Raw genomic sequence first — 22,530 nt, 5'->3', positions numbered from 1 at the left:
GAGCCAAAATGAACCCTCAATTTAATCACCCACAGCAGGTGCGGTTTTCGGCTGCATTGAACTTAGGACTGGCCCGCTGGTTGATGGCTGTAGCATTGGGCCTGCCCACCCTCAGCTATGGCGCGAATATCACATTGGAACAAGCGCTGGTTTCCGCGCAGCACTATTCTGCCGAATTGTCTGCCAATCAACATCAGGTTAATGCACTCGAAAATATGGCAAGTTCTGCCACTCAACTGCCTGATCCCAAGCTGAAATTTGGCATAGAAAACCTACCAGTCGGAGGCAATAATGACCGCCGTTTTACCCGTGAGGGTATGACGATGCAGCGAGTTGGCATCATGCAGGATTATGTCAGCAGTGATAAGCGGCAGAGAAAAGCCGATACCCTGAGTGCTGAAGCCCGCAAAACCGCGGCGGGTAGCGAAACTATCCGTACCCGGCTACAAAAAGAGACCGCGCAAGCTTGGCTGGATCTAGCACTGACTGAACAGGCAGTGAGTGATGCCAAAATCTTGGTGCGAGAGAGTGAAAAACAAGTGGGATTACAACGTGCTGGCGTCGCCAGCGGTAGCACGTTACCCAGTTCAGTGCTGGATGCCCGCCTGACACTTTCCGCCATGCAAGATAGATTAACCACTGCCCAGCGCGATGTGGCATTGGCGCAAACCCAACTGACTCAGTTGACTGGTATTGAGGTTCAACACATCAATGGCCCGCTGCCCTCCTTCACTCGTCTACCCGCTGATATCGCCGTCTTGCGCGATGCCATTAATCAGCATCCAGAAGTCTTGCTTGCCAGCCGTGAGGCCGAAGTAGCCAAAGCGCGTTCAGCACAATCCGCTATTGCTGCCACACCAGACATTGGTATTGAAGTTTATTACGCCAAACGAGCGCAAGAGTATGACGATATGGCGGGGGTGATGATAACTGTCGACCTCCCGCTATTCCGCTCGCAACGTCAGGATAAAGACTATGCCGCCGATGTTTCTCGCACTATGGAAGCCAATGACCAACTGACCTTACTGACCCGTGATCATCGGGCGCAGCTCGATACCCTGCTGGCGCAGTATCAGGCCACGCAGCAACTATGGCAGCGGCAGACTAATGAAGTTTTACCGCTGCAAAAACAACGAGTTGATTTAATCATGACGCAGTATCAAGCCAATAAAAGCGATTTGAGCAGTGTATTGGAAGCAAGACGCGCCCTACTCGACAGCCAACTCAATACCAGCAACGCCGCCCGTGAATTAGCGCGTACTTGGGCTGCCATCCGTTATCTGACCCCGCAGGAGATCGCGCGATGAAAAAGTTATTCAGTCTGACTTTAGTGGCTGTCGCCGTCATCAGTGGCCTCACTGGCTATCTATTAGGGAAACCCGCGCCCCATGCCACGTCAGCGATGGCAACCCGTGCTGACCCCCCCGTAGAGAATAGCCGTAAAGTACTTTATTGGTATGATCCGATGTCCCCCGGCCAGCGCTTCGATAAACCGGGAAAATCGCCCTTTATGGATATGGAGTTAGTGCCGCGTTATGCCGGCGAAACCGAGGACGATGGCGGCGTGACCATCAGCGCCCGCCAACAACAAAATCTGGGGGGGCGCACCGCACCGGCTGAAATGCGGACACTCGACTATCGCCTTACGGGTTATGGCACTGTCGCGACAGATGAACGTGGCGTGCAAGTGATCGCAGCACGGGCGAACGGCATTATCGAGCAATTATATGTGAGAGCCGATCAGCAACCGGTGATGAAAAATCAGCCCTTAGCACAGTTATGGATACCGGATTGGAGTGCCGCGCAGCAGGAGTATTTGGCCATTCGGCAGTTGGGTGATAGCCCATTAACCGCCGCCGCCCGCCAGCGGCTACAACTGCAATTTATGCCAGAAGAGGTGATTCGCAGCGTAGAAAAAAGTGGTCAACCACAAACTCGGGTGACATTACGCTCCCCTGCCAATGGTTACGTCAATAAGCTGGATATCCGCGCAGGTTCACAAGTGACAGCAACCCAATCGTTATTTGAATTAGCCAATCTTGATCCTGTGTGGATCGTAGTGGATTACCCACAATCACAAGCCAGTTTAGTCCAAATGGGCAGTGAGATTTCCGCCACCACCGCCAGTTGGCCAGGTGATGTCTTTCACGGCAAAGTGAGTGAGTTATTACCCAATATGGATCTCACCACCCGCACTCTAAAAGCGCGAATCGTTTTGGAAAACCCCCAGCAGAAGCTAAAACCGGGTATGTACCTGAATGTGCAGTCTGCGCAATCGGGTAACCTTGAACCCGTGCTCGCCATTCCGCAGGAAGCGTTACTGATGAGCGGCAACCGCAATAGGGTGTTGCTGGCGCAAGGTAATGGTCATTTTAAACCGGTAGAGGTCAGTGCCGGACAAACTCAGGATGGCTGGGTTGAGATCAAATCAGGGTTGAGCGACGGCCAGCTTGTCGTAACCTCAGGGCAATTCCTGATTGATTCAGAAGCCAGTTTACAAAGTGCCTTGCCGCAAATGGATGACACCGCTGAAACCCCCACGCCAGTCATAGATGACAGCGCGAAAACGCCGGTTGATGTCTACTCAGTACAAGGAGAGGTCAATGCGATTAACGGCTCAACGATCACCTTGTCCCATGGCCCGATAGCTACATTGAAATGGGGGGCAATGACCATGGATTTCTTGCTGCCACCGGGCAATTTATCGCCAGAAATTACTGTCGGCAGTCAGGTGAATTTTACCTTCACCTTAAATGAGCAAGGTGCGCAGATCCGCCAGATCCAACCAGTAAAAACCCATAACAACACAGATATCCATGGGAGCCACTTATGATTGCAGCCATTATCCGCTGGTCATTGCGCAACCGGCTATTGGTGCTGTTGGGGGCGGTGATGATGGCAGCATGGGGGATTTGGTCCCTGCAACAGACACCGCTGGATGCCTTGCCGGACCTGTCAGATACGCAAGTCATCATTCGCGTCAGCTATCCCGGCAAAGCACCACAAGTGATCGAGGATCAGGTCACTTATCCATTGACTACCACCATGCTATCCGTACCCGGAGCCAAAACAGTGCGCGGCTTTTCCATGTTCGGCGATGCCTATGTCTACGTACTTTTTGATGATGGTACCGACCCTTACTGGGCGCGTTCACGCGTACTGGAATATCTCAGTCAAGTGCAATCCACTCTGCCTACCGAAGCCAAAGCCTCATTGGGGCCGGATGCAACTGGCGTCGGTTGGATCTATGAATATGCCTTAATTGATCGAACCGGCAAACACAGTTTGGCGGATCTGCGCGCCTTGCAGGATTGGACACTCAAATTTGAATTGAAAACCGTGCCGAATGTCTCGGAAGTCGCCAGTGTCGGCGGCATGGTACGTCAGTATCAAGTAGTGCTCGACCCCGAACGAATGCGAGCGCTGAATCTCTCCCATCAGCAAATTGCCAATGCCATTGCCGACAGCAACCAAGAAGGCGGCGGTTCTGTACTGGAAATGGGCGCTGCCGAATATATGGTACGCGCGAGCGGCTACCTGAAAACGCTGGATGATTTTAGAAATATCGTGATAACTGCCCGTAGCGGCATCCCTATTTTACTGTCCGATGTTTCCACCGTGCGTATGGGGCCAGAAATGCGGCGTGGGGTTGCGGAACTGAATGGCGAAGGGGAAGTGGCTGGGGGTATCATTGTGATGCGCTATGGCAAAAACGCCCTAGAAACTATCAATGGTGTGAAAGAGAAACTGCAACAGATTCAGCGGAGTTTACCCGCTGGGGTAGAAATCGTGCCCGTTTATGACCGCTCACAGCTCATTACTCAAGCCATTGACAGTTTGTCGTTTAAATTGCTGGAGGAATTTTTGGTCGTAGCAGTCATCTGCTCGCTATTTTTATTCCATTTCCGCTCTGCCTTAGTGGCAATCATTACCCTACCGCTGGGTATCCTTGGTGCCTTTATTGTCATGCACTATCAAGGTGTTAATGCCAATATTATGTCTTTGGGGGGCATTGCCATTGCCATTGGTGCCATGGTGGATGCGGCGATTGTCATGATCGAAAACATGCACAAAGTGTTAGAGCAATGGCGACGAGATAATCCAGGACAGACACCCGTTAGCCAAGATTATTGGCGCATTTCAGAACAAGCGGCGATTGAAGTCGGCCCAGCACTGTTTTGCAGCTTATTGATAATCACCCTGTCATTTATTCCAGTCTTTACCTTGCAGGCACAAGAGGGGCGAATGTTTTCGCCGCTAGCCTTTACCAAAACCTATGCCATGGCGGTTTCCGCAGGGTTAGCCATCACATTGGTGCCAGTATTAATGGGCTACTTTATTCGCGGAAAAATTCCTGACGAAAATGCCAACCCTATCAACCGCTGGCTGATCACCCTCTACCATCCGGTGTTAACTGCCGTACTGGCTCGGCCAAAAACCACATTGGCCATTGCGGGCATGCTGTTACTCGTCACACTGTATCCGCTCAGTCGCTTAGGCAGCGAATTCATGCCGGCACTGGATGAAGGCGATTTGCTGTATATGCCCTCGACACTACCGGGGATTTCTGTCCGTGAGGCCAGCCATTTATTGCAACAAACTGATCGCCTGATCAAAACCGTTCCCGAAGTGGATACCGTGTTTGGTAAAGCCGGACGAGCCGAGACGGCAACGGATCCCGCGCCCCTTACCATGATCGAAACGACTATCCGTTTTAAGCCCAAAGATCAGTGGCGGCCCGGTATGACCATGGATAAATTGATCGAAGAGTTGGATGCTACCGTTAACGTTCCCGGCATTGCTAATCTGTGGGTTCCCCCGATCCGTAACCGGCTGGATATGCTGTCGACGGGAATTAAAAGTCCGGTCGGGATAAAGGTCAACGGTAAGAATGTGCAGCAAATTGAGCAAGTGGCACAGCAAATTGAGCAGGTGGTGCGCAAAGTACCGGGCGTCACCTCAGCACTTTCTGAACGCCTTGCGGGTGGTCGCTATGTCGATATTGATATCGATCGCAAGCGTGCTGCCCGCTATGGTGTCTCGGTCAAGGAACTGCAATCACTAGTAGAAACGGTGATTGGCGGACAGAACATCGGCGAAACGATTGAAGGTCGTGAACGTTATCCTATCAATCTACGTTATCCACGGGAAATACGTGATTCACTCCAGAAATTACGTGATCTGCCGGTGGTGACCGCCAGTGGCGGGCAAGTGGCGCTATCGGAACTGGCGGATATCAAGGTGGCAGAAGGCCCGCCTATGCTGAAAAGTGAAAATGCCCGCCTGTCTGACTGGGTATATATTGATTTACGGGGACGGGATCTGAAATCAGCCGTCACGGAGATGCAACAAGCCGTCGCCCAGCAAATTACTTTGCCAGAGGGCGTCTCACTTAGTTGGTCTGGGCAATTTGAATATCTGGAACGGGCGACAGCAAAACTAAAAATTGTACTGCCTGTCACCTTGATGATTATTTTCGTACTGTTGTATGTGACGTTCAGTAGTGTCCGTGATGCAGCCCTGATCATGACGACTCTGCCCTTTGCGCTGATTGGTGGGGTCTGGTTGCTCTATGGGCTGGGATATAACTTTTCTGTTGCCGCCGCGGTTGGCTTTATTGCACTGGCGGGGGTTGCGGCGGAGTTCGGGGTCATCATGGTGCTGTATCTTAATCAAGCGGTGAAAAAACATCAGCAGCCGGGTGTTGCCATGAGCCACCGCGAGATGAGCGCAGCCATTCACGAAGGTGCCGTGCTGCGTGTACGACCAAAAGCTATGACCGTCGCCACCATTATGGCAGGCCTACTTCCCATCATGTGGGGAGGCGGCACAGGTTCAGAAGTTATGCAGCGAATTGCTGCCCCGATGATTGGTGGGATGGTTAGTGCACCGCTGCTTTCAATGCTGGTGATTCCGGCGGTCTACATGCTACTGCATAAAAAAGAGCATCAGCCGTCATAAAACCTCAATAAGCATCATCCTAGCCCCGAGTTTTGTCAGACAAGATTCGGGGCTTTCTTATGAGTTCTCATCGCTTCTCAGTATGCCCAGTATGGCGGAAGGTTAAATTAACCCGATATGCGCCCGTGCTTGGTGAAAATCCCGCTTTAATCGGCAGCACGCCATGATAATTTAAACGTGATGGCCCGCCCCACACCACGACATCCCCTTCACTCAATAAAACTCTTTGACACTTTGCCTCACGAGATAGCCCACCAAACTGAAATATTGCGGGTAATCCTAGTGAAACGGAAACAATTGGCTGGCGTAAATCCAGTTCATCTTTATCCTGATGTAATGACAATTTGGCCCCAACATCATAGCGATTTATCAAACAAGCATCGGGTTGAAAATCGGTAAAACCGGCTTCGCGGGCAGCCAAAATAGCCAAAGTCAAAAATCGATCAGGCATAGCGGGCCAACGCTTTTGGGTTAAAGGATCAATCGAACTGTAGCGATACCCCTGTTTATCGCTAACCCAACCCACAGATCCACAATTACTCATCGCGACAGACATCCGATAACCGCCAGGGGTCACAAGATGGCGAAAAGGAGCAACATGGGTTATTTCGGCAACATCAGATAACAGTGATAGCACCTGATCCTGAACATAGTGATGGAGAACCATAGCTCCGGGGGATAACTCTTCTGTCCAAGGCTCTGCGGGTAACTGGGAAAAGAGATCCATTGTCATAACTGGCCGCCTCAGATTAAGGTCGTTGATGGTTAAGATAGTCGATGATTAAGACCATTGCAGTTTACCCCAATCGCCATGAGATCGGCACATCCAACAGATTTACCAATAGCGAACTCAATCTAATACTCACTATCTCGCCAATTTAACTCGCCTTTTTCATCATTTATCTATTTTTTCACCTTCTGAACTCATAATAAATATTATATTTAATTTCTTATGGTGAAAAAACAAAAAGCATCGCTAAAAATATGGAAGATTAATGTCGCAATGACAACGTGTTGATAAATAAAAGATAATAAACGAATAAGAAACACTGATAAATAATAATAACAAATAGCATACTCAGCCTAAATACGTGCTTGTTAAAAACAATTGCATCATGCAAGAATACATCGGGTAGTCATTAAAAAAGATTGAGACTTTAAGTAAAGACAAATCAACAATGAATTAATAACCTTAATATTGCTATTACATGGTAAAAATCACTTTCTAGACCGATAATATCAATGAGAAAAATTCACGCAGCATAAACCAGACTTACCCACAACAAGATAAAATATTAACGGACTCAAAGAATAAAAAAACACCTTATACAGGATAGGTAGCCATCAATATGGAGACAAATGAGATTGTGTTTAAATTAGAAGGAACGGTACTATTTTCTCCCACACAACGTTGTTTAAATGGTCCTGATGGTTCAGTTGTCATTTTGACTGAAAATAACCTAAGGTTTTTACAATTGTTGCTTAATGGGGTGACTGAAAAAGAACAAATTATTAATCAGGTATGGAAAGAACAACGTGGTGCAGTCAGTGAAAGCAGTTATTATGGACAACTCTATATGTTGCGTAAGGCATTTCTGCAGGTTGGGCTGAAAGAGTCTCTTATTCATACTATTCCACGCAAAGGTGTGCGCTATACGGGGTCTGTAAGTCAGGTGAGTATTGGTAGAAAGACTGATAATGCGCAAAAAAACGATGAGGCTGACCCAACGCCTGCCACATCTGAGTCTCTTCAAATAGCGACGCTCCCTTTACCCATCAATAGTGTGGCAACATCAGTTCTTGACATGTCCGCTAAACAGAGTTTTTTGCAAAGCAATCGCTGGAAAAAATTGATTTCCTTGCTGGCATTTTTTTCTTTCTGTTGGCTCTCATTCCTCTCTGTCTTAATCATTATTATCTTATTCGGTGGCGATCAACCACATTACTAATACTCCCAATAAAGCTAATATAATTTTCAAAGACTAAATGATGATTGCAAAAAGGAATTTCGGAAAAAAAAACCGTTTAATAGCTACCACTACGAACGAGACGAATATAAAACGTAGCGATTCGGATAGTAGCAAGATACCTAATGAGTACCTATATAACGGGATATTCCCAATACATTTAACAAGGAAAATAATCATGATGAACTCAATCACTAAAGGCTATGTCACTGCTCAACTGAATGCACAAGAATTTATGAAAAATCAGCGTGGTTCTATTATTGAATACGTGATGGTTATTGCATTGGCAGGTATTTTGATTACTGCAGCTAAAGAGCCTTTAACAACATTAGTGACTGAACTGGTAGATAAAGCTAAGACTTCTGTAAATCCATAACCACAAGGTTAAGAAGACATAATTTAGCTTTCCACGTTAATATGGCAACTCCAAGTTGTCATATTAACCCTATCATAACATAGGGAGTAGTATTGAATACATTCCAAATACTGTTAATAGTATCGTTAGCACTGCAATTGCTCCTAATCTGTTATAGCGATATTCGTCATCGTATCATTAGCAATAGGTTTGTTATGACTACTGCCATTAATACGTTAGCTCTAGGTTTTTTGACATACAATACTGTAAGCATTGTTATTCCACTATTGGCTCTACTAACCGGCTACATTCTGTTTTATTTTAACTATATTGGTGGGGGGGATGTTAAGTTAATCAGTGCATTGTTGTTTGCTCTAAATATAGAGCAATCACTTGATTTTATTATCTACACAGCAATTATGGGCGGTGTAGTCATGTTAATAGGTTTATTGATCAATAAAAAAGATATTCAACAGCGGGGTGTCCCTTATGCTGTGGCAATTTCAAGTGGTTTTTTATTATCTCTGTTTTTATAAACAGACGGTAAGCTATTCTTAGAATATCAGTGGTAATAATTATGAATAGAAAATTTATTTTATTTTCATCTATTGTTATAGTTGCAATAGGAATTATTGGCATACTAATGGGATCAGAAGATAATGATAAAAAATCGGATAATTTAATCAATCTCAATAAAGAAAAAGAAATCACCATCAAACTTGTCAAAGCAACACGAGATTTATCCTCTGGTATGTTATTAACTCCCAATGACTATATCATAAAAAAAACGACAGTTCTGGAGTCAAGTCAGCTGATAAAAAATGACCTCACTACCCTGACTAATATTAATGGATATTTACTAAAAACGAATATCATTAATGGGTCATATATCACGAAAGATATGCTTATTTCACCTGATAGTGATGAATTCATGCATCAGAATCTAAAAAATGGTCATATCGTTTATAAATTTAATATCAATAAACAAAATGAATATTTACTCGATACATTAAATATTGGTGACGAACTATCAATACAATTGAGAACGCTCGAAACAGATAAGAGTAAAGGTTTTGAAAATAGTACCACAGTGATGGCAACTCATCTTAATGATAGAAAAAAACAAAGTTACTCACTGAGTGAAATTATTAAAAATATTAAAGTGATAAGAATAAAAAAGTACTCAGAAAACGAATTATCAGAAAAAAACAGCAAAAATCAAAAGACTGAAGATTTGTTCCCGGGGTATATTTCCGTCATTATGAAAACAGAGGATCTTGACCTTATGCATATAGTAGAAAAAGCAGGTGATATATTCCTCACACCAAGTTACACACATGATAAGGACAATATCAGACCTAAAAATTTATATGACATCCTTCCAACACTGCGCACAATAAGAGAGTTAAGAGGATGAAAACTTCGTGGTTAAATTATATAATTAGTAACTGCCTATTTTTTATATTTATTATGGTTCTATGTCTGATAACCATAAATAAGGCTAATGCTAAGCCTATTTATCTATCTACTGGGGAGTCATATATTATAAATACTCAGGATGAGATAGATACTGTTTTTGTATCTGCGGCCACTATCGCCGACTATGAGATCGTAGGGAAAACCAGTGTTGTTGTATATGCTAAAGATGAGGGAATGGCCGAATTTATTTTATTTAACCGCAATCATAAACCAATAATAAAATCGGCCATAATGGTCAATAATATCATTACTAATGTAAATAAAAGAATACAGGTTGAATATCCAGAAAGTGATGTAAATATTAATAAAATAGGTGGTAGCTATATTCTCACAGGAATGGTCGAATCAGAAGAGGCCAAGGACACCATTGCTAATATTATTGGCGAAGCTATTGGTAGTAAGAGGATAACAAACTCTCATGATGAGTCTTTAAACACTACGAAATATTCTGGCATCATCAATAAGCTAAAATTATCACAGTCTAATCAGGTCAATGTAAAACTAACTATCGCAGAGGTCACAAAAGATTTTACTGAAAATATTGGAATAAACTGGAGCACGATAGGTGACTCAGTCGGTTCTTTTCAGTTATTTCAATTTAATGCCAAAGGCATCAGTACATTAGTTCATGCCATCAACGATGATGCCATTGCTCGTGTTTTAGCTGAACCTAACCTATCAGTTTTATCGGGTGAAAACGCATCATTTTTAGTCGGTGGCGAAATACCTATTGTCAGCACGACCCCCAACAGCAAGGACGTCAGCTATAAAGAGTTTGGTATTAAATTAAATATCGGTGCAAAGGTGAGTGATAAAAAACGTATCCGTATCGTCTTAAATGAGGAAGTCAGCAGTATAGGTAAAGCATTTAGTCTTAATGGTGGAGACTCATACCCCTCCCTCAGAACACGTAAGGCAGCGACAACATTAGAATTAGGGGATGGCGAAAGTTTCATATTAGGCGGCCTCATTAGCCGCAACGAAAGAGAATCACTTAAGAAAATACCGCTCATCGGCGATATCCCTCTATTTGGTGCATTCTTCCGCAATGCTCAGACGGAACAAAGCCAAACGGAGCTTATCGTGATTGCCACCGTCAATTTAGTGAATCCAGTGTCAGAGAAAGAAGTAGAATTACCCGATTTCATGCATACCTCAACTCTTGAGCGATTTTTTAACTTTACTCATATTATGGAATTAAAAAGAAAAAAAATAGCCAAGGAGTTTCTACGTAAAGGCGGTTTTATTAAATGAAATGGTTAAAATTCAGTAAAGACGGTGGCATATGCAATTAATTCTAAATAAGGATTTAATCAGTAAGAAAGAAAACAAAACAAAACATACTATTGTGATAATCTCTAAAAGAAAGTGGCTTATAGAGAAAGTGTCTGAAAAAATACGACTCGCCGATATGAATAGTATTAAGGAAATTGATAAAGATATATTCACAGTACCATCAGTCAACTTACCTGAACATTCTATCGGTGTCATCATCGATATTGGTAATGATGAAAATATAGAAAATATACTCAACCTAATAAAAAACCACACACCACGTGATTGCTGGTGCATATTAGTTGGTGATATTGACTCCATAAGTATTGCGCAGCAATTCACAGAACGAGGAGTTCTATATTTAAACATACAGTCTCAATCAGATGAACTCACACAACTATTGCTCAAAGGAATACAAATAGAGTCAGAAAGAAAAGCATTTTGTATTAGCGTATTAGGGTGTAAAGGAGGAATAGGAACCACATTACTCAGCTACCACTTGGCTAATGAGATCACTCATATAAAAAAGTCCCCTACTTTATTATTACAAGGTAATCATGGCTCTCAAGATCTTGACCTTGTCACCGAAAAAAAAATGAATGATGAGATGTCAATATATAGCAAAAATCTTGATCTCATGTTCTGTAAAGAACGAAAATTAAGTGACATTGATACGCAAACCAATAAAAAACATAATTTCATTGTGTTTGATCAGCCAGTACATAATATAAAAAAAGAGAGAATAACAGATTATATTGAGCAATCAAATTGCATAGTTATCTTGTTTGACAATAGTATGATTTCAGTTCGTGTCGCCAAAGAATTCATTGTGTTCTATGAGCGATTCAAACGTGATAACAAACAAGCCATTAGATTAATTCTATGCTTAAACGAAAGCCGACCTGTTACAAAAAATATGTTAGACACGACTGATATACGAACATTATTGGGACGGAGTATTGATATACATATACCCTACATCTATAAGACAAAAGACTCACTAAATGATCATAATTACTTTGGAAGAAAAAAAATAAACTCTTTAGCAAAAAACACATTAGGCATAAGAGTAACCCCATCAATAAAAAACAACGAATGGGCAAAAAAAATAATGGCAATGCTAAAGGGTATAAAATGAAAATATCATTAAGTATTCAAGAGTTGATCCGTGAAAAAATGCTGGCGAATATTGATATAGATAAAGTTGAACATCTTGTTGATGATTACAATGAACTCAGAGGCTTTCTCTCACAAACATTCTACGATTTATTTAATGACAATGAATATCAGTTAACAACCCAAGATCAGAAAAAAATCATCGCTATGATTGCTGATGAAATTACTGGTTTTGGACCATTAAGAGAATTAATGGAGGATGACTCTATTAGTGACATTATGGTTAATGGCCCAAATAAAATATTTGTTGAGCGTTTTGGCTTGATAACCCTCACTAATCACCGTTTTATTAATAACACCCAACTGACTGATATTGCCAAGCGCTTAATGCAAAAGGTAAACCGGCGCATTGATGAAGGCCGCCCTTTGGCTGATGCGCGTCTGATTGATGGCAGTCGTATCAATGTCGCGATGAGCCCGATTGCTTTAGATGGCACTGCACTTTCTATAAGGAAATTCAGCAATAATAAACGAAAATTAGAAGACTTAGTTGATATGGGAGCAATGAGCAGCGATATGGCGAATTTTCTGATTATCGCGGCAAGCTGCAGAGTGAATATCATTATCTCTGGTGGCACTGGCTCCGGCAAAACAACATTACTTAATGCGCTATCAAAATATATTTCTAAAAATGAAAGAGTGATCACCCTAGAGGATGCTGCAGAATTAAATCTGGAGCAACCTCATGTCGTCAGAATGGAAACGCGCTTAGCTGGTTTGGAAAATACTGGGCAAATCTCTATGCGTGATCTGGTCATTAACTCACTGCGAATGCGCCCAGATAGAATTATCATTGGCGAATGTCGAGGTGAGGAAACCTTTGAGATGCTTCAGGCAATGAACACTGGCCATAATGGTTCAATGTCGACACTCCATGCTAACTCCCCCAGAGATGCTATTGCGCGCCTGGAAAGTATGATCATGATGGGGCCTGTTAATATGCCTCTTTTTACGATCCGCCGTAATATAGCATCTGCAATCAATCTTATTGTGCAGGTTTCTCGCATGAATGATGGTTCAAGAAAAATACGCTATATCAGCGAAATTATGGGGATGGAAGGCGATAATGTTGTTTTACAGAATATTTTTTCCTTCCAACCAGCTAAAACACGCGATGAACAAGGTAAGATTCAAGGTGAATTTATCAACCATGGGCTGTTCAGTCGTTCTTCTGTTCGAGTCAATGCAGATATTTATAATTTATCAAATGAATTAAATAGTCTTTTTTCCATGGTGGGAAAATGATTTACTACATAATATTGCTATCTGGAATATTATTGATTTTATTTAACACTCTTAAATGGAGAAAAATAAAAAAATCCGTCATCAATGTTAATAAAAAAAGAGTGTTAAATGATTCTCTGTTTATTTATTTTTTTAAAAAAATATTTATCGAATGGCAGCAATATATAAAAAATATTATTAGTAACAGAAATAAAATACATATTGTTACTCCTATGGTTTACTCAATAGTAATTTATGTCACCAATTTTATTTACATTAAAGTAAATATCACACTAAGCATCATCTTCATTTTCATTAGTGTTATTTATTTTCAAATAAAATCATCAAGAAAAATACATCACTTTCTTTTTAAAAAGGATTTTCCAGAAGTTCTTTTAATGATCAATATGGCTGCCAGTAGTGGTTCGAGTATTAATCAAATGCTTGAACGCTGTGGTCAAGAAATCAACGGTCCACTAGGAAATGAGTTTAAACTTATCTGCCGCAGACTTAATCTAGGAGAATCACCGGAAACTGTTTTTTATGATGCCTATCAACGTTTTAATTATCCTGAATTTTATTTTCTTATAACAATTATTCTCCTTAACCTCCAGCAAGGAGGACAATTAAGAGAGTTAACAAATAGACTGTCACAAGTGATATCAAAGAATAAAACCACTGAGCAGAAAAAATTAGTTATGACGGCTCAAACACGAATGTCAGTAAATATTATTTCTGTTATGCCTATTGCATTTTCACTTTTACTCTATTTTATAGACCCCACGAGTATAGAATCCATATGGAATCATCCCTCAGGGAGAGGGATATTCTATTACATAATAATTAGCGAGGTTATTGGAATTATTTTAATAAGAAAAATGCTCAGGAGAGCACTATGAAAATATTTTTTATTTTGCTAATAATCATAGGGCTAGTCTTTATAATTAAAGTAAAGAAAAGGAAAAGTAAGTTATTAACCTATAATAAAATAAATGATATTGACAAATCACAAGGGAAGAGGGAGGTAAAAAAAGAAATAAACAACCAAGAGGAGAATATTACTAAATTTATAGAGATTCCATTTATTCTTAGTAAGAGTATTTACTCTAAATTACTCATTGTAATAATAAGTTTTATCGTTGTGGTTTTCTTGTTATTGACAAAAACAATCGATATTAAACTTGATACGTTTATTGTTATTGGATTAATGACTCTGATGAGTACTTTATATCTACCCAAAATACTCATCAAGAATATAATCCGCAAAAGAACTGAGTATATTCTGAAATCATTGCCATTTTTTATTGATATTACTGCAGCATGTGTTCAATCTGGTATGACAATAGACAGTTCATTAAATTATGCCGCCAAGAAATTTAAATTAATCAATTCAGATTTAAGTCTGATAATGATAAAAATGACAAAACGCTCTGAAATAAATGGACTAGAGTCAGCAATTAAAGAGCTTCATCAGTGTTCTAGCACCGTAGAAATAAGAATGTTCTGTAGCGCACTTCAATACAGCATTAGTTTTGGTTCGAGTGTTTATGATCAACTGATTAAATTATCTCAAGATATGAGAGAGATGCAATTGCTAGTAATCGAAGAAAAAATCAGTAAGTTATCAACAAAACTGACTTTACCATTATTTCTTTTTATTCTTATTCCGTTTATCGTTCTAGTTATATCGCCTAGCATATTGGAGATACTCACCTATGTTCAAAAAAATTAATATCACTATTGTTTTTTTATTTTTAATTATGCTAATAAATGGTTGTTCATGGAATAAAAAAATGGATAAAAAGGAGTTTACCCATCGTGAAACCATTCTGACTAAAGCAAAGAACTATGGTGGGCTAATTACTTTATATCGCAATGAATTAAAAATAGAAGAAAATGAGGATATCAGATTAAAGTTGGCTACTGCCTATTATCAGTCAGGAGACACTAAGTCATCATTATATTATCTTCAGCCGATTGTCCATAAAAAAAGTGAGTCTGTTTATTTATTGCAAGCTAAAAATTTTATTGATAGAAATGATAATATCTCAGCTAGAACTGTTACTAATAATCTATTAGAAATCGCCCCTAAGAGTGCTGAAGCACATAATATAAATGGTATCGTTTTAGCAAGCAGTGGTGAAATTAGCAAAGCAGAAAACGCCATAGAAAACTCACGATCCTTATTTATTTCTGATGAAATAGCGATGAATAATCTTGCTGTTATTGCAATGCTTGATAACCGTTACACGGATGCCGTGAGAATATTACTCCCTGACTATCTGGCAGGTAAGAGAGGTCGTTTAATGCTGCATAATTTAGTCTTTTCATTAGTTAAGGTTAATGATAAACGATACGCAAAAAAAATAATCATCGCTGAAAAAATGGCGATAGAACCCGATGAACTTATCTTAGCCCTTAGCCAAGTTAATCGCCCTTATGAAAATAAAACGTCCATGGATATAGAGTGATGAAGAGGTCAATTACCCTATTCTTTCGCCAAAATAACGGCTCTATTACAATAGAGTACGCTATATTATTCACTTTATTCATATTCATGCTACTAGCAAGTGCGGAAATTTCCCGCTTACTCTACATCTCTTCTAGTTTAGATTTAGCTATATCTGAAGCGGCAAAGTCAGCTAAGAATAAGAAGTCAAATGATAATTCTAGCTATTTATCTGTATTAAAACAAAATTTAGTGAAACAGAAAGGCATGTTAGGGATTTTTATCACCAAGGATAACCAAGTTGATGCAAGAATATTTTTTTACCAAAACTTATCAGACATTATCAATAATAATCCCTCAGATAACACTAGATCACCACTGGCTAAATATACTGTAAGTTATTTATACCATCCTATTTTCTTCCCTTTTTCAACACACTGGTCAAAAACACTATTATCACGTGAGGTTATTTTTGTACAAGAAAATTAACCATAGTCATTTTGTTAAAGATTTTCATGGTGCCATTGTTATTGAGTTTGTTTGGGTTTTCTTGATAATTTCAATTTTTATAAAAGCAATGATCTTTGTTGCTGAAAATTATTCAACCATGGGAAAACTAGATCGTATTTCATATTCACTAGCAGGAATAATACGTGAAAGAACAAAGCTATATAACGATGATGGTTTATTAACTCAAACACAAGCCGAACAATTAAAAATGCTTGCTGATAAGATGCTCCTTAGTTCAGGATTCTCGCCACAGGATTTATCAATAAAGATAGAAACACTACATTTCATGCCGGAGGATTCTTCTAATATTGGGGAGAGAGCTATTGATAATACTAAAAGTTTGTCATTCAATGTGGGTCCTTGTGAACCCCAAAAACCACTACAAGAGTTGAAAAACTTATCTTCGTTCAGTAATGCGGGAAGATGGATACCCCTTTATCAAGTGACATTATGTTTGTCTGCATCAACCCACTCCGTCACATTATCCAATTTTGGATGGCCGACTATTCCTATAATGTCATCAGCGATCACCATCGAACGTTAATTAATAAACGGGCAGAATCACATTAATTATAAAATAAAGGATATTCATGCTGAGAGATAATTATTTCCTTAGAAAAATAAATAATTTTATATTTTTTATAAAAAATGAGAATGGAGCTATATTATTACCATTTATTATTTTCCTTCCTGTTTTCATCGGTCTAATTTTTTTATCTTTTGAGATCTCACATTTTACACAGAAAAAAGCCAAGCTCTCTGATGCTATTGAGCAAGCCACATTAGCATTAACTGTTGAGAGCAATGATAACCCTGATGATAATCAGCAGCAAAAAAATACTGATCTGGTTAGAAATTATGCTAGTGCATACTTGCCATCAGAAAGGTTCTCCGATGCCAAAATAGAGATAAATAAATATCAAGACCATCTTGAATATAATGTCGCAATAACAATGAATTATCCGGCTTCATTTTTAAATAAAGTATCATTCTTGGGAAAAAACCGAACTATCGAAGCCCATGATAATTCAGCAGCTATAAAATATATTCCGATTGATTCTCAACCAACAAACGTAGTATTTGTTACTGACTATTCAGGTTCGATGAATGATCACTTCGATAATTCTCATATTCAAGAAACAAAAATTGAAGCATTAAGGCGAATATTTAAAGATCTCGAAAGTATTATAAAGAATAATAGCAATATTAATTTTATTGGTTTTGCCCCTTTCTCTTGGGGAAGTAAACTGGCATATGGCAACAATTCTGACAATTTGAAATATCACGCAGTTTGCCACTTTCCATTTGTGCCAAAAAAATTCAGAATTGATAACGACTATTTAAGTCAATATACGCTCTCTGGATTAAAAAAATTCCCTGAACTGAAAACTCTAGAGGATATTGATACCATTCAATATGGTCAATGCACCTCAAACGATTACGATAGAATTCACGTAGAGATTAATAATAAAATAGATGAAGACAATGATAACTATAAAAAGGCCCACGATCACCTTGAACACTCATGTCATATTGAATATTTTGACACGATAGTTGAAATTATTGAGGATAACATTGACTATAAGAAAACAATTGAATCTATAAATAGATATGATAAAACTCTAGATATTAAACTATCAAGTGTACTTGATAAAGACATATGTCTGAGAGACTCCGATGCTTATATTTATGACATATTCAATATGCAAAAAACAGATTTCTCAAAATTATTAGAGGCCGAGCCTTCAGGAGGAACATTAGTCAGTTCAGGTATTTTGGCAGGAAACAATATGCTCAATTACACATCAAATAAAAAGTTAATGATTATCCTTTCTGACGGTAATGATGATAGTGGTAATTTAACAACTAATATAAGCCAAAAGCTTATTGATATGGGGATGTGCGAACGAATTAGAGAGAACGGTATTAAAATGGCATTTATTGCCATAGGGTATGAACCAAGAGATGATATTGATTGGAAGAAATGCGTAGGAAATGAAAATTTCTACCTTGCGCATAATGCGCATGAGTTAGAGATAGATATTAAGCAGGCTTTAGTAACGAATACTGAGGTGGGGCGCAATATACCGAAGAACTGATATCAGGCGCGGTTATATTCACCGCGCCTGTGATTGACTACTTAGCGCCGCCCGCTTCCATGCCGACTAACCCAACTTTCAGATAACCCGATTTACGCAGTGCATCCATCACACTCATCAGGGTTTCATAATCCACCACTTTATCCGCTTGGAAGAATATGGTGGTTTCTTTATTTGACTGAGTCACTTTATCTAGCGCTGCCGCCAATGTATCGCGGTCAACTTGCTGATCGCCCACATAAAGCTGGTTATCAGCTTTAACGGTCAGAAACACAGGTTTCTCTGGCCGCGGCTGCGGTACTGCTGAAGACGCTGGTAAGTCCACCTTGATATCAACAGTGGCCAATGGTGCGGCCACCATAAAGATAATCAATAATACCAGCATGACATCGATAAAAGGTGTCACGTTAATTTCGTGCAGTTCACCACTTTCATCAAGATTATCGTTCATCCGCATGGCCATAAATCACCCCGCACGCAATTGGTGAGGAAGTTTTGGTGACTTTGCTTCAGCGCTACTGCTCAAATCAAGGTCACGGCTCAACAGCAAGAGCACTTGTGCGGCGACATCCCCCACCTGAGCACGATAAGAGCCAATCAGACGAGCGAAAATATTATAGATAACGACCGCAGGAATTGCCGCCACCAAGCCAAGAGCCGTTGCCAGCAAGGCTTCTGCAATACCTGGCGCAACAACAGCCAGATTGGTGGTCTGTGAGTGAGCTATACCGATGAAGCTATTCATGATGCCCCAAACCGTACCAAACAACCCGACAAACGGAGAGATTGCACCGATAGTTGCCAGGAAGCCATTGCCTTTACCCATTTGGCGGCTAATGGCCGCTACACGGCGTTCCAGACGGAAAGCCGTACGCTCTTTAATACCATTGTTGTCGGTAGACTCTGCTGAGAGTAAGCGCTCATTTTGCGCCTCACGGAGCAACAGTGCACTGATACTTTCAGTTGAAAAGGCTTCTGCCCGCTCAGATGCGGTATCAAGATCAGTTACCGCGCCGATAACCTCGTGCTCTTGTTGCAAACGGCGGCGAGCACGGAATAACTCTGTACCTTTAGAGAACAGAATGGTCCAAGTCACGATGGATGCCAGTACCAGGCCAATCATGACGCCTTTAACGACCGCATCAGCATGTTGATACATACCCCAGACAGAAAGGTCCATTGCCAGCCCTTGTGGTGCTGGTGCCGTCAGCGGCTGAACCCTAGGTGCGGGGGCAACATCTGTATTGGCAGAAGTTGCAGCAACCGGTGTAATTTCTGGTGCAGGTAATGGTGTTGATGTTGCAGTTGTTGGTGTGGCAACAGATGCAGCGACTGCACCGCTGTTGCCTGGCGCGGCGAGTGCATGACCGGCTAAACCTGCCACCAGCAATAATGCCATCGCGCCTTTCATCATTCGGCCTTGCACGAATGATTTATCTTTAGTCTCTTTGCCAGCTGTTTTCACGCTGTGCCTCCACCCAATATGCATATCAATTTAAGGACGAAATCAGCTGCCGATCATATCAAACAAATGACGGATTGATAGTAATTATCATTAGTATTTGAGCCTATTTTTTGAGAAAAAATAAGAATTCCCCTGATATCAGGGACTACGCGACATGACAAACGAATCAGCATTCTTGACTGTACAGTCGGGGTGACATGAAATGTAAAGATGAGACGGGGTTTATCCCTCATGACTATTCCTTAATAAATCCCCTATTTCGTCAATTACGCAGCATTTTTCCATCACAAACGCACAGAAAACAGCGGGTCACCCTCTTGAGTTTTTTTCATGGCAAAAGCTGCTTCCACACCACAATCCTCATGCTAACGTAAGGAATACATCCCAATAATGAATGCTGTCCAAGGAATGATGGGCATAGCTTATAAAAAAGGTGGCAACGCAATCATGTCTGCACATAAATCAGCAACAGAAAAACTGGAAACAATCTTAGTGAGCGCGGGTAGGAGTAAGAAGTTTACTCAAGGCTCGGTCAATACTGTCATCCAGCGAGCCTCTTCTCTGGTATTCGATACGGTAAAAGCGAAAAAGCATGCGACTATTAATCGTGGAAATGGTGAATTGTTTTATGGTCGTAGAGGCACGCTGACCCATTTTTCCCTGCAAGAAGCAATGACCGAGCTGGAAGGTGGTGCTGGCTGTGTTCTTTACCCTTGCGGCGCTGCGGCGATCAGTAATGCCATTTTGTCATTTGTTTGTGCCGGTGATCATGTGCTGATGACTGGCTCTGCTTACGAGCCAGCACAGAGTTTCTGCGATAAAATTTTATCGCGCATGAATATCACCACCACCTATTTTGACCCTATGATGGGGGCCGAGATAGCCTCACTGATTACACCACAAACCAAAGTGGTATTCCTTGAGTCCCCCGGCTCTATCACCATGGAAGTACAGGATATTCCGGCAATTGTGAAAGCCATTCGTGCCGTTTATCCCGAAATGATTATCATGATGGATAATACTTGGGCGGCGGGAGTGCTGTTTAAAGCATTGGATTTTGATATTGATATCTCTATCCAATCAGGAACTAAATATATTATTGGTCATTCCGATGCGATGCTGGGGATTGCCGTTGCTAATGCTCGTTGTTGGGAGAAATTGAGAGAAGACTCTTACCTAATGGGGCAAATGGTGGATGCAGACACCGCCTACCTTGCCAGCCGAGGGCTACGCACTTTGAGTGTGCGTTTAAAGCAGCATGAAAAAAACAGTATCGATATCGCGAACTGGTTAGCTCAGCGCCCGGAAGTCGCGGCGGTCTACCACCCCGCATTCCCCGATTGCAAAGGCCACGAATTCTACAAACGAGATTTCACCGGCTGCAATGGTTTGTTCTCGTTTGAATTAAAGGAAGAACTGACTCAGCAGCAATTAGAAGCTTATCTCGACCACTTTACCCATTTCAGCATGGCCTTCTCATGGGGCGGTTTTGAGTCTTTAATTCTCGGCTATCAGCCAAAAGATATTCAGGCCATCCGTAAATACCAGAGTGAAGGGATAAAAGGGACATTGTTCCGCCTGCATATTGGCCTGGAGAACGTGCAAGATTTACAGGACGATTTAGCCGCAGGATTTGAGCGCATCAAAGCAACGCAGTAGTCGTCTATGTTCAACATGATTTGTTAATACGCGGTAACAATAGCCGCGTATTAATCCTCGCTTACACAAATAGTATCAATGACAGGTATATATCCACTCAAAAATTTAGTTATTGAGGATAAGATCAATGTGGATTAGCACCATTACGGATACACTAGATAGGTCCTCACAACAATATCCTCACATGATAGGCAAACAGGAATAGAAATGGATGTATTACGCGAAATCCTTCATGCCTTATGGCAGCAGGATTTTAGTAAACTTGCCGACCCGAATGTGATTTGGGTCATTTACGGCATACTCTTTACCACCCTCTTTTTAGAAAATGGTTTGCTACCGGCTTCTTTCCTCCCCGGTGATAGTTTGTTGCTATTGGCGGGTGCATTGGTTGCCAAGGGCGTCATGGGATTCTTACCCACCATCATTATTCTGACCGCCGCAGCCAGTCTGGGCTGTTGGTTGAGCTACCTGCAAGGGTTGTGGCTGGGTGATACCAAAGTGGTAAAAAGGTGGTTGTTACAACTGCCCGTTCATTATCGGCAACGCGCCCATAACCTCTTTGTTCGTCATGGTCTGGCGGCCTTGATCGTTGGCCGGTTCTTGGCATTTGTGCGAACTTTATTACCGACATTGGCCGGTATTTCGGGGCTGAACAGTGCACGTTTTCAATTCTTTAACTGGCTCAGTGGGCTGCTCTGGGTGGGCAGTGTTGTAGGGCTGGGTTATGCCCTTAGCCATATTCCTCTGGTTAAGCATTATGAAAATCAAGTGATGACGGCGTTGATGATTTTACCCATCGTCTTATTACTGGCGGGTTTGATTGGTACACTGGTTTTGGTCTGGTGTAAGCGCAAAAGCGTCACTGAGTAGTCGCCTTAACGTTATGCTACTGAACGGCGCTTTGTGCGCCG

At 41.3% G+C, this 22,530-nt stretch carries 21 protein-coding genes; 18 read left to right on the top strand and 3 right to left on the bottom strand.

Annotated elements, in window-relative coordinates; genetic code table 11:
* Positions 1 to 8: 8 nt before the first annotated feature.
* Genes ACIOG0_RS02870 through ACIOG0_RS02860 form a run of 3 tightly spaced genes read left to right on the top strand, consistent with a single transcriptional unit; the run spans position 9 to position 5,961 of the window.
* Positions 9 to 1,307 carry a TolC family protein gene (locus tag ACIOG0_RS02870; RefSeq protein ID WP_050097811.1) on the top strand — a complete coding sequence of 433 codons (1,299 nt, stop codon included), beginning with the start codon at positions 9 to 11 and terminating at the stop codon, positions 1,305 to 1,307.
* Entirely contained in the window at positions 1,304 to 2,833 is a 1,530-nt protein-coding gene (locus ACIOG0_RS02865) for an efflux RND transporter periplasmic adaptor subunit (RefSeq protein WP_128451225.1), read from the top strand. The genes ACIOG0_RS02870 and ACIOG0_RS02865 overlap by 4 nt, the downstream gene beginning before the upstream one ends.
* Positions 2,830 to 5,961, top strand: coding sequence for an efflux RND transporter permease subunit (locus tag ACIOG0_RS02860; RefSeq protein ID WP_128451224.1), 3,132 nt, complete (start codon positions 2,830 to 2,832; stop codon positions 5,959 to 5,961). The genes ACIOG0_RS02865 and ACIOG0_RS02860 overlap by 4 nt, the downstream gene beginning before the upstream one ends.
* A 67-nt stretch (positions 5,962 to 6,028) precedes the next feature.
* Here the strand turns inward: ACIOG0_RS02860 and alkB are convergent, their stop codons facing one another.
* Entirely contained in the window at positions 6,029 to 6,694 is a 666-nt protein-coding gene (gene alkB, locus ACIOG0_RS02855) for a DNA oxidative demethylase AlkB (RefSeq protein ID WP_050097808.1), read from the bottom strand.
* A gap of 616 nt (positions 6,695 to 7,310) precedes the next feature.
* Between alkB and ACIOG0_RS02850 the strand changes: the two genes are divergently transcribed.
* From ACIOG0_RS02850 to ACIOG0_RS02790, 13 genes are all read left to right on the top strand, one after another.
* Positions 7,311 to 7,910, top strand: a complete 600-nt coding sequence (locus tag ACIOG0_RS02850) for a hypothetical protein (RefSeq protein WP_050140163.1) — start codon at positions 7,311 to 7,313, stop codon at positions 7,908 to 7,910.
* Between the two features lie 196 nt (positions 7,911 to 8,106).
* Positions 8,107 to 8,304, top strand: a complete 198-nt coding sequence (locus tag ACIOG0_RS02845) for a hypothetical protein (protein ID WP_050097806.1) — start codon at positions 8,107 to 8,109, stop codon at positions 8,302 to 8,304.
* A gap of 92 nt (positions 8,305 to 8,396) precedes the next feature.
* Complete coding sequence (locus ACIOG0_RS02840; RefSeq protein ID WP_050097805.1) at positions 8,397 to 8,819, top strand: prepilin peptidase; 423 nt, start codon at positions 8,397 to 8,399, stop codon at positions 8,817 to 8,819.
* Between the two features lie 41 nt (positions 8,820 to 8,860).
* Complete coding sequence (locus ACIOG0_RS02835) at positions 8,861 to 9,700, top strand: tight adherance operon protein (protein WP_404704927.1); 840 nt, start codon at positions 8,861 to 8,863, stop codon at positions 9,698 to 9,700.
* Positions 9,697 to 11,016 carry a type II and III secretion system protein family protein gene (locus ACIOG0_RS02830; RefSeq protein ID WP_128451221.1) on the top strand — a complete coding sequence of 440 codons (1,320 nt, stop codon included), beginning with the start codon at positions 9,697 to 9,699 and terminating at the stop codon, positions 11,014 to 11,016. Before ACIOG0_RS02835 ends, ACIOG0_RS02830 begins: the two co-directional genes overlap by 4 nt.
* 31 nt (positions 11,017 to 11,047) lie before the next feature.
* Positions 11,048 to 12,175, top strand: a complete 1,128-nt coding sequence (locus tag ACIOG0_RS02825) for a pilus assembly protein CpaE (protein WP_404704926.1) — start codon at positions 11,048 to 11,050, stop codon at positions 12,173 to 12,175.
* Complete coding sequence (locus ACIOG0_RS02820; protein ID WP_050097801.1) at positions 12,172 to 13,458, top strand: CpaF family protein; 1,287 nt, start codon at positions 12,172 to 12,174, stop codon at positions 13,456 to 13,458. The genes ACIOG0_RS02825 and ACIOG0_RS02820 overlap by 4 nt, the downstream gene beginning before the upstream one ends.
* Complete coding sequence (locus ACIOG0_RS02815; RefSeq protein WP_128451219.1) at positions 13,455 to 14,336, top strand: type II secretion system F family protein; 882 nt, start codon at positions 13,455 to 13,457, stop codon at positions 14,334 to 14,336. Before ACIOG0_RS02820 ends, ACIOG0_RS02815 begins: the two co-directional genes overlap by 4 nt.
* On the top strand, positions 14,333 to 15,169 hold the full coding sequence (locus tag ACIOG0_RS02810) for a type II secretion system F family protein (RefSeq protein ID WP_128451218.1): 837 nt from the start codon (positions 14,333 to 14,335) through the stop codon (positions 15,167 to 15,169). Before ACIOG0_RS02815 ends, ACIOG0_RS02810 begins: the two co-directional genes overlap by 4 nt.
* Positions 15,153 to 15,908, top strand: coding sequence for a tetratricopeptide repeat protein (locus ACIOG0_RS02805; RefSeq protein WP_050097798.1), 756 nt, complete (start codon positions 15,153 to 15,155; stop codon positions 15,906 to 15,908). Before ACIOG0_RS02810 ends, ACIOG0_RS02805 begins: the two co-directional genes overlap by 17 nt.
* The gene (locus ACIOG0_RS02800; RefSeq protein WP_050097797.1) at positions 15,908 to 16,375 is read left to right on the top strand and encodes a TadE/TadG family type IV pilus assembly protein; all 468 of its coding nucleotides are present in this window, start codon (positions 15,908 to 15,910) and stop codon (positions 16,373 to 16,375) included. The genes ACIOG0_RS02805 and ACIOG0_RS02800 overlap by 1 nt, the downstream gene beginning before the upstream one ends.
* On the top strand, positions 16,359 to 16,940 hold the full coding sequence (gene tadF / locus ACIOG0_RS02795; RefSeq protein WP_072087763.1) for a tight adherence pilus pseudopilin TadF: 582 nt from the start codon (positions 16,359 to 16,361) through the stop codon (positions 16,938 to 16,940). Before ACIOG0_RS02800 ends, tadF begins: the two co-directional genes overlap by 17 nt.
* Before the next feature lie 46 nt (positions 16,941 to 16,986).
* On the top strand, positions 16,987 to 18,495 hold the full coding sequence (locus tag ACIOG0_RS02790; RefSeq protein WP_128451217.1) for a pilus assembly protein: 1,509 nt from the start codon (positions 16,987 to 16,989) through the stop codon (positions 18,493 to 18,495).
* A gap of 37 nt (positions 18,496 to 18,532) precedes the next feature.
* Here ACIOG0_RS02790 and exbD read toward each other — a convergent pair whose 3' ends face one another.
* Both exbD and exbB read right to left on the bottom strand, forming a co-directional pair.
* Positions 18,533 to 18,958, bottom strand: a complete 426-nt coding sequence (gene exbD / locus ACIOG0_RS02785) for a TonB system transport protein ExbD (protein WP_004390102.1) — start codon at positions 18,956 to 18,958, stop codon at positions 18,533 to 18,535.
* A gap of 3 nt (positions 18,959 to 18,961) precedes the next feature.
* Positions 18,962 to 19,960 (bottom strand): tol-pal system-associated acyl-CoA thioesterase, encoded by a 999-nt coding sequence (gene exbB, locus ACIOG0_RS02780; protein WP_072086513.1) that lies wholly within the window; start codon positions 19,958 to 19,960, stop codon positions 18,962 to 18,964.
* 447 nt (positions 19,961 to 20,407) lie between these two features.
* Between exbB and metC the strand changes: the two genes are divergently transcribed.
* Positions 20,408 to 21,619 carry a cystathionine beta-lyase gene (metC, locus tag ACIOG0_RS02775; RefSeq protein ID WP_050098143.1) on the top strand — a complete coding sequence of 404 codons (1,212 nt, stop codon included), beginning with the start codon at positions 20,408 to 20,410 and terminating at the stop codon, positions 21,617 to 21,619.
* A 207-nt stretch (positions 21,620 to 21,826) separates the two neighbouring features.
* Positions 21,827 to 22,489 (top strand): DedA family protein, encoded by a 663-nt coding sequence (locus tag ACIOG0_RS02770; RefSeq protein WP_050097795.1) that lies wholly within the window; start codon positions 21,827 to 21,829, stop codon positions 22,487 to 22,489.
* The last annotated feature ends 41 nt before the right edge of the window (positions 22,490 to 22,530 follow it).

The sequence above is a fragment of the Yersinia vastinensis genome, from assembly GCF_044905075.1.
Lineage (GTDB): Bacteria > Pseudomonadota > Gammaproteobacteria > Enterobacterales > Enterobacteriaceae > Yersinia > Yersinia vastinensis.
This window is presented reverse-complemented; position numbering and strand designations above follow the sequence as displayed.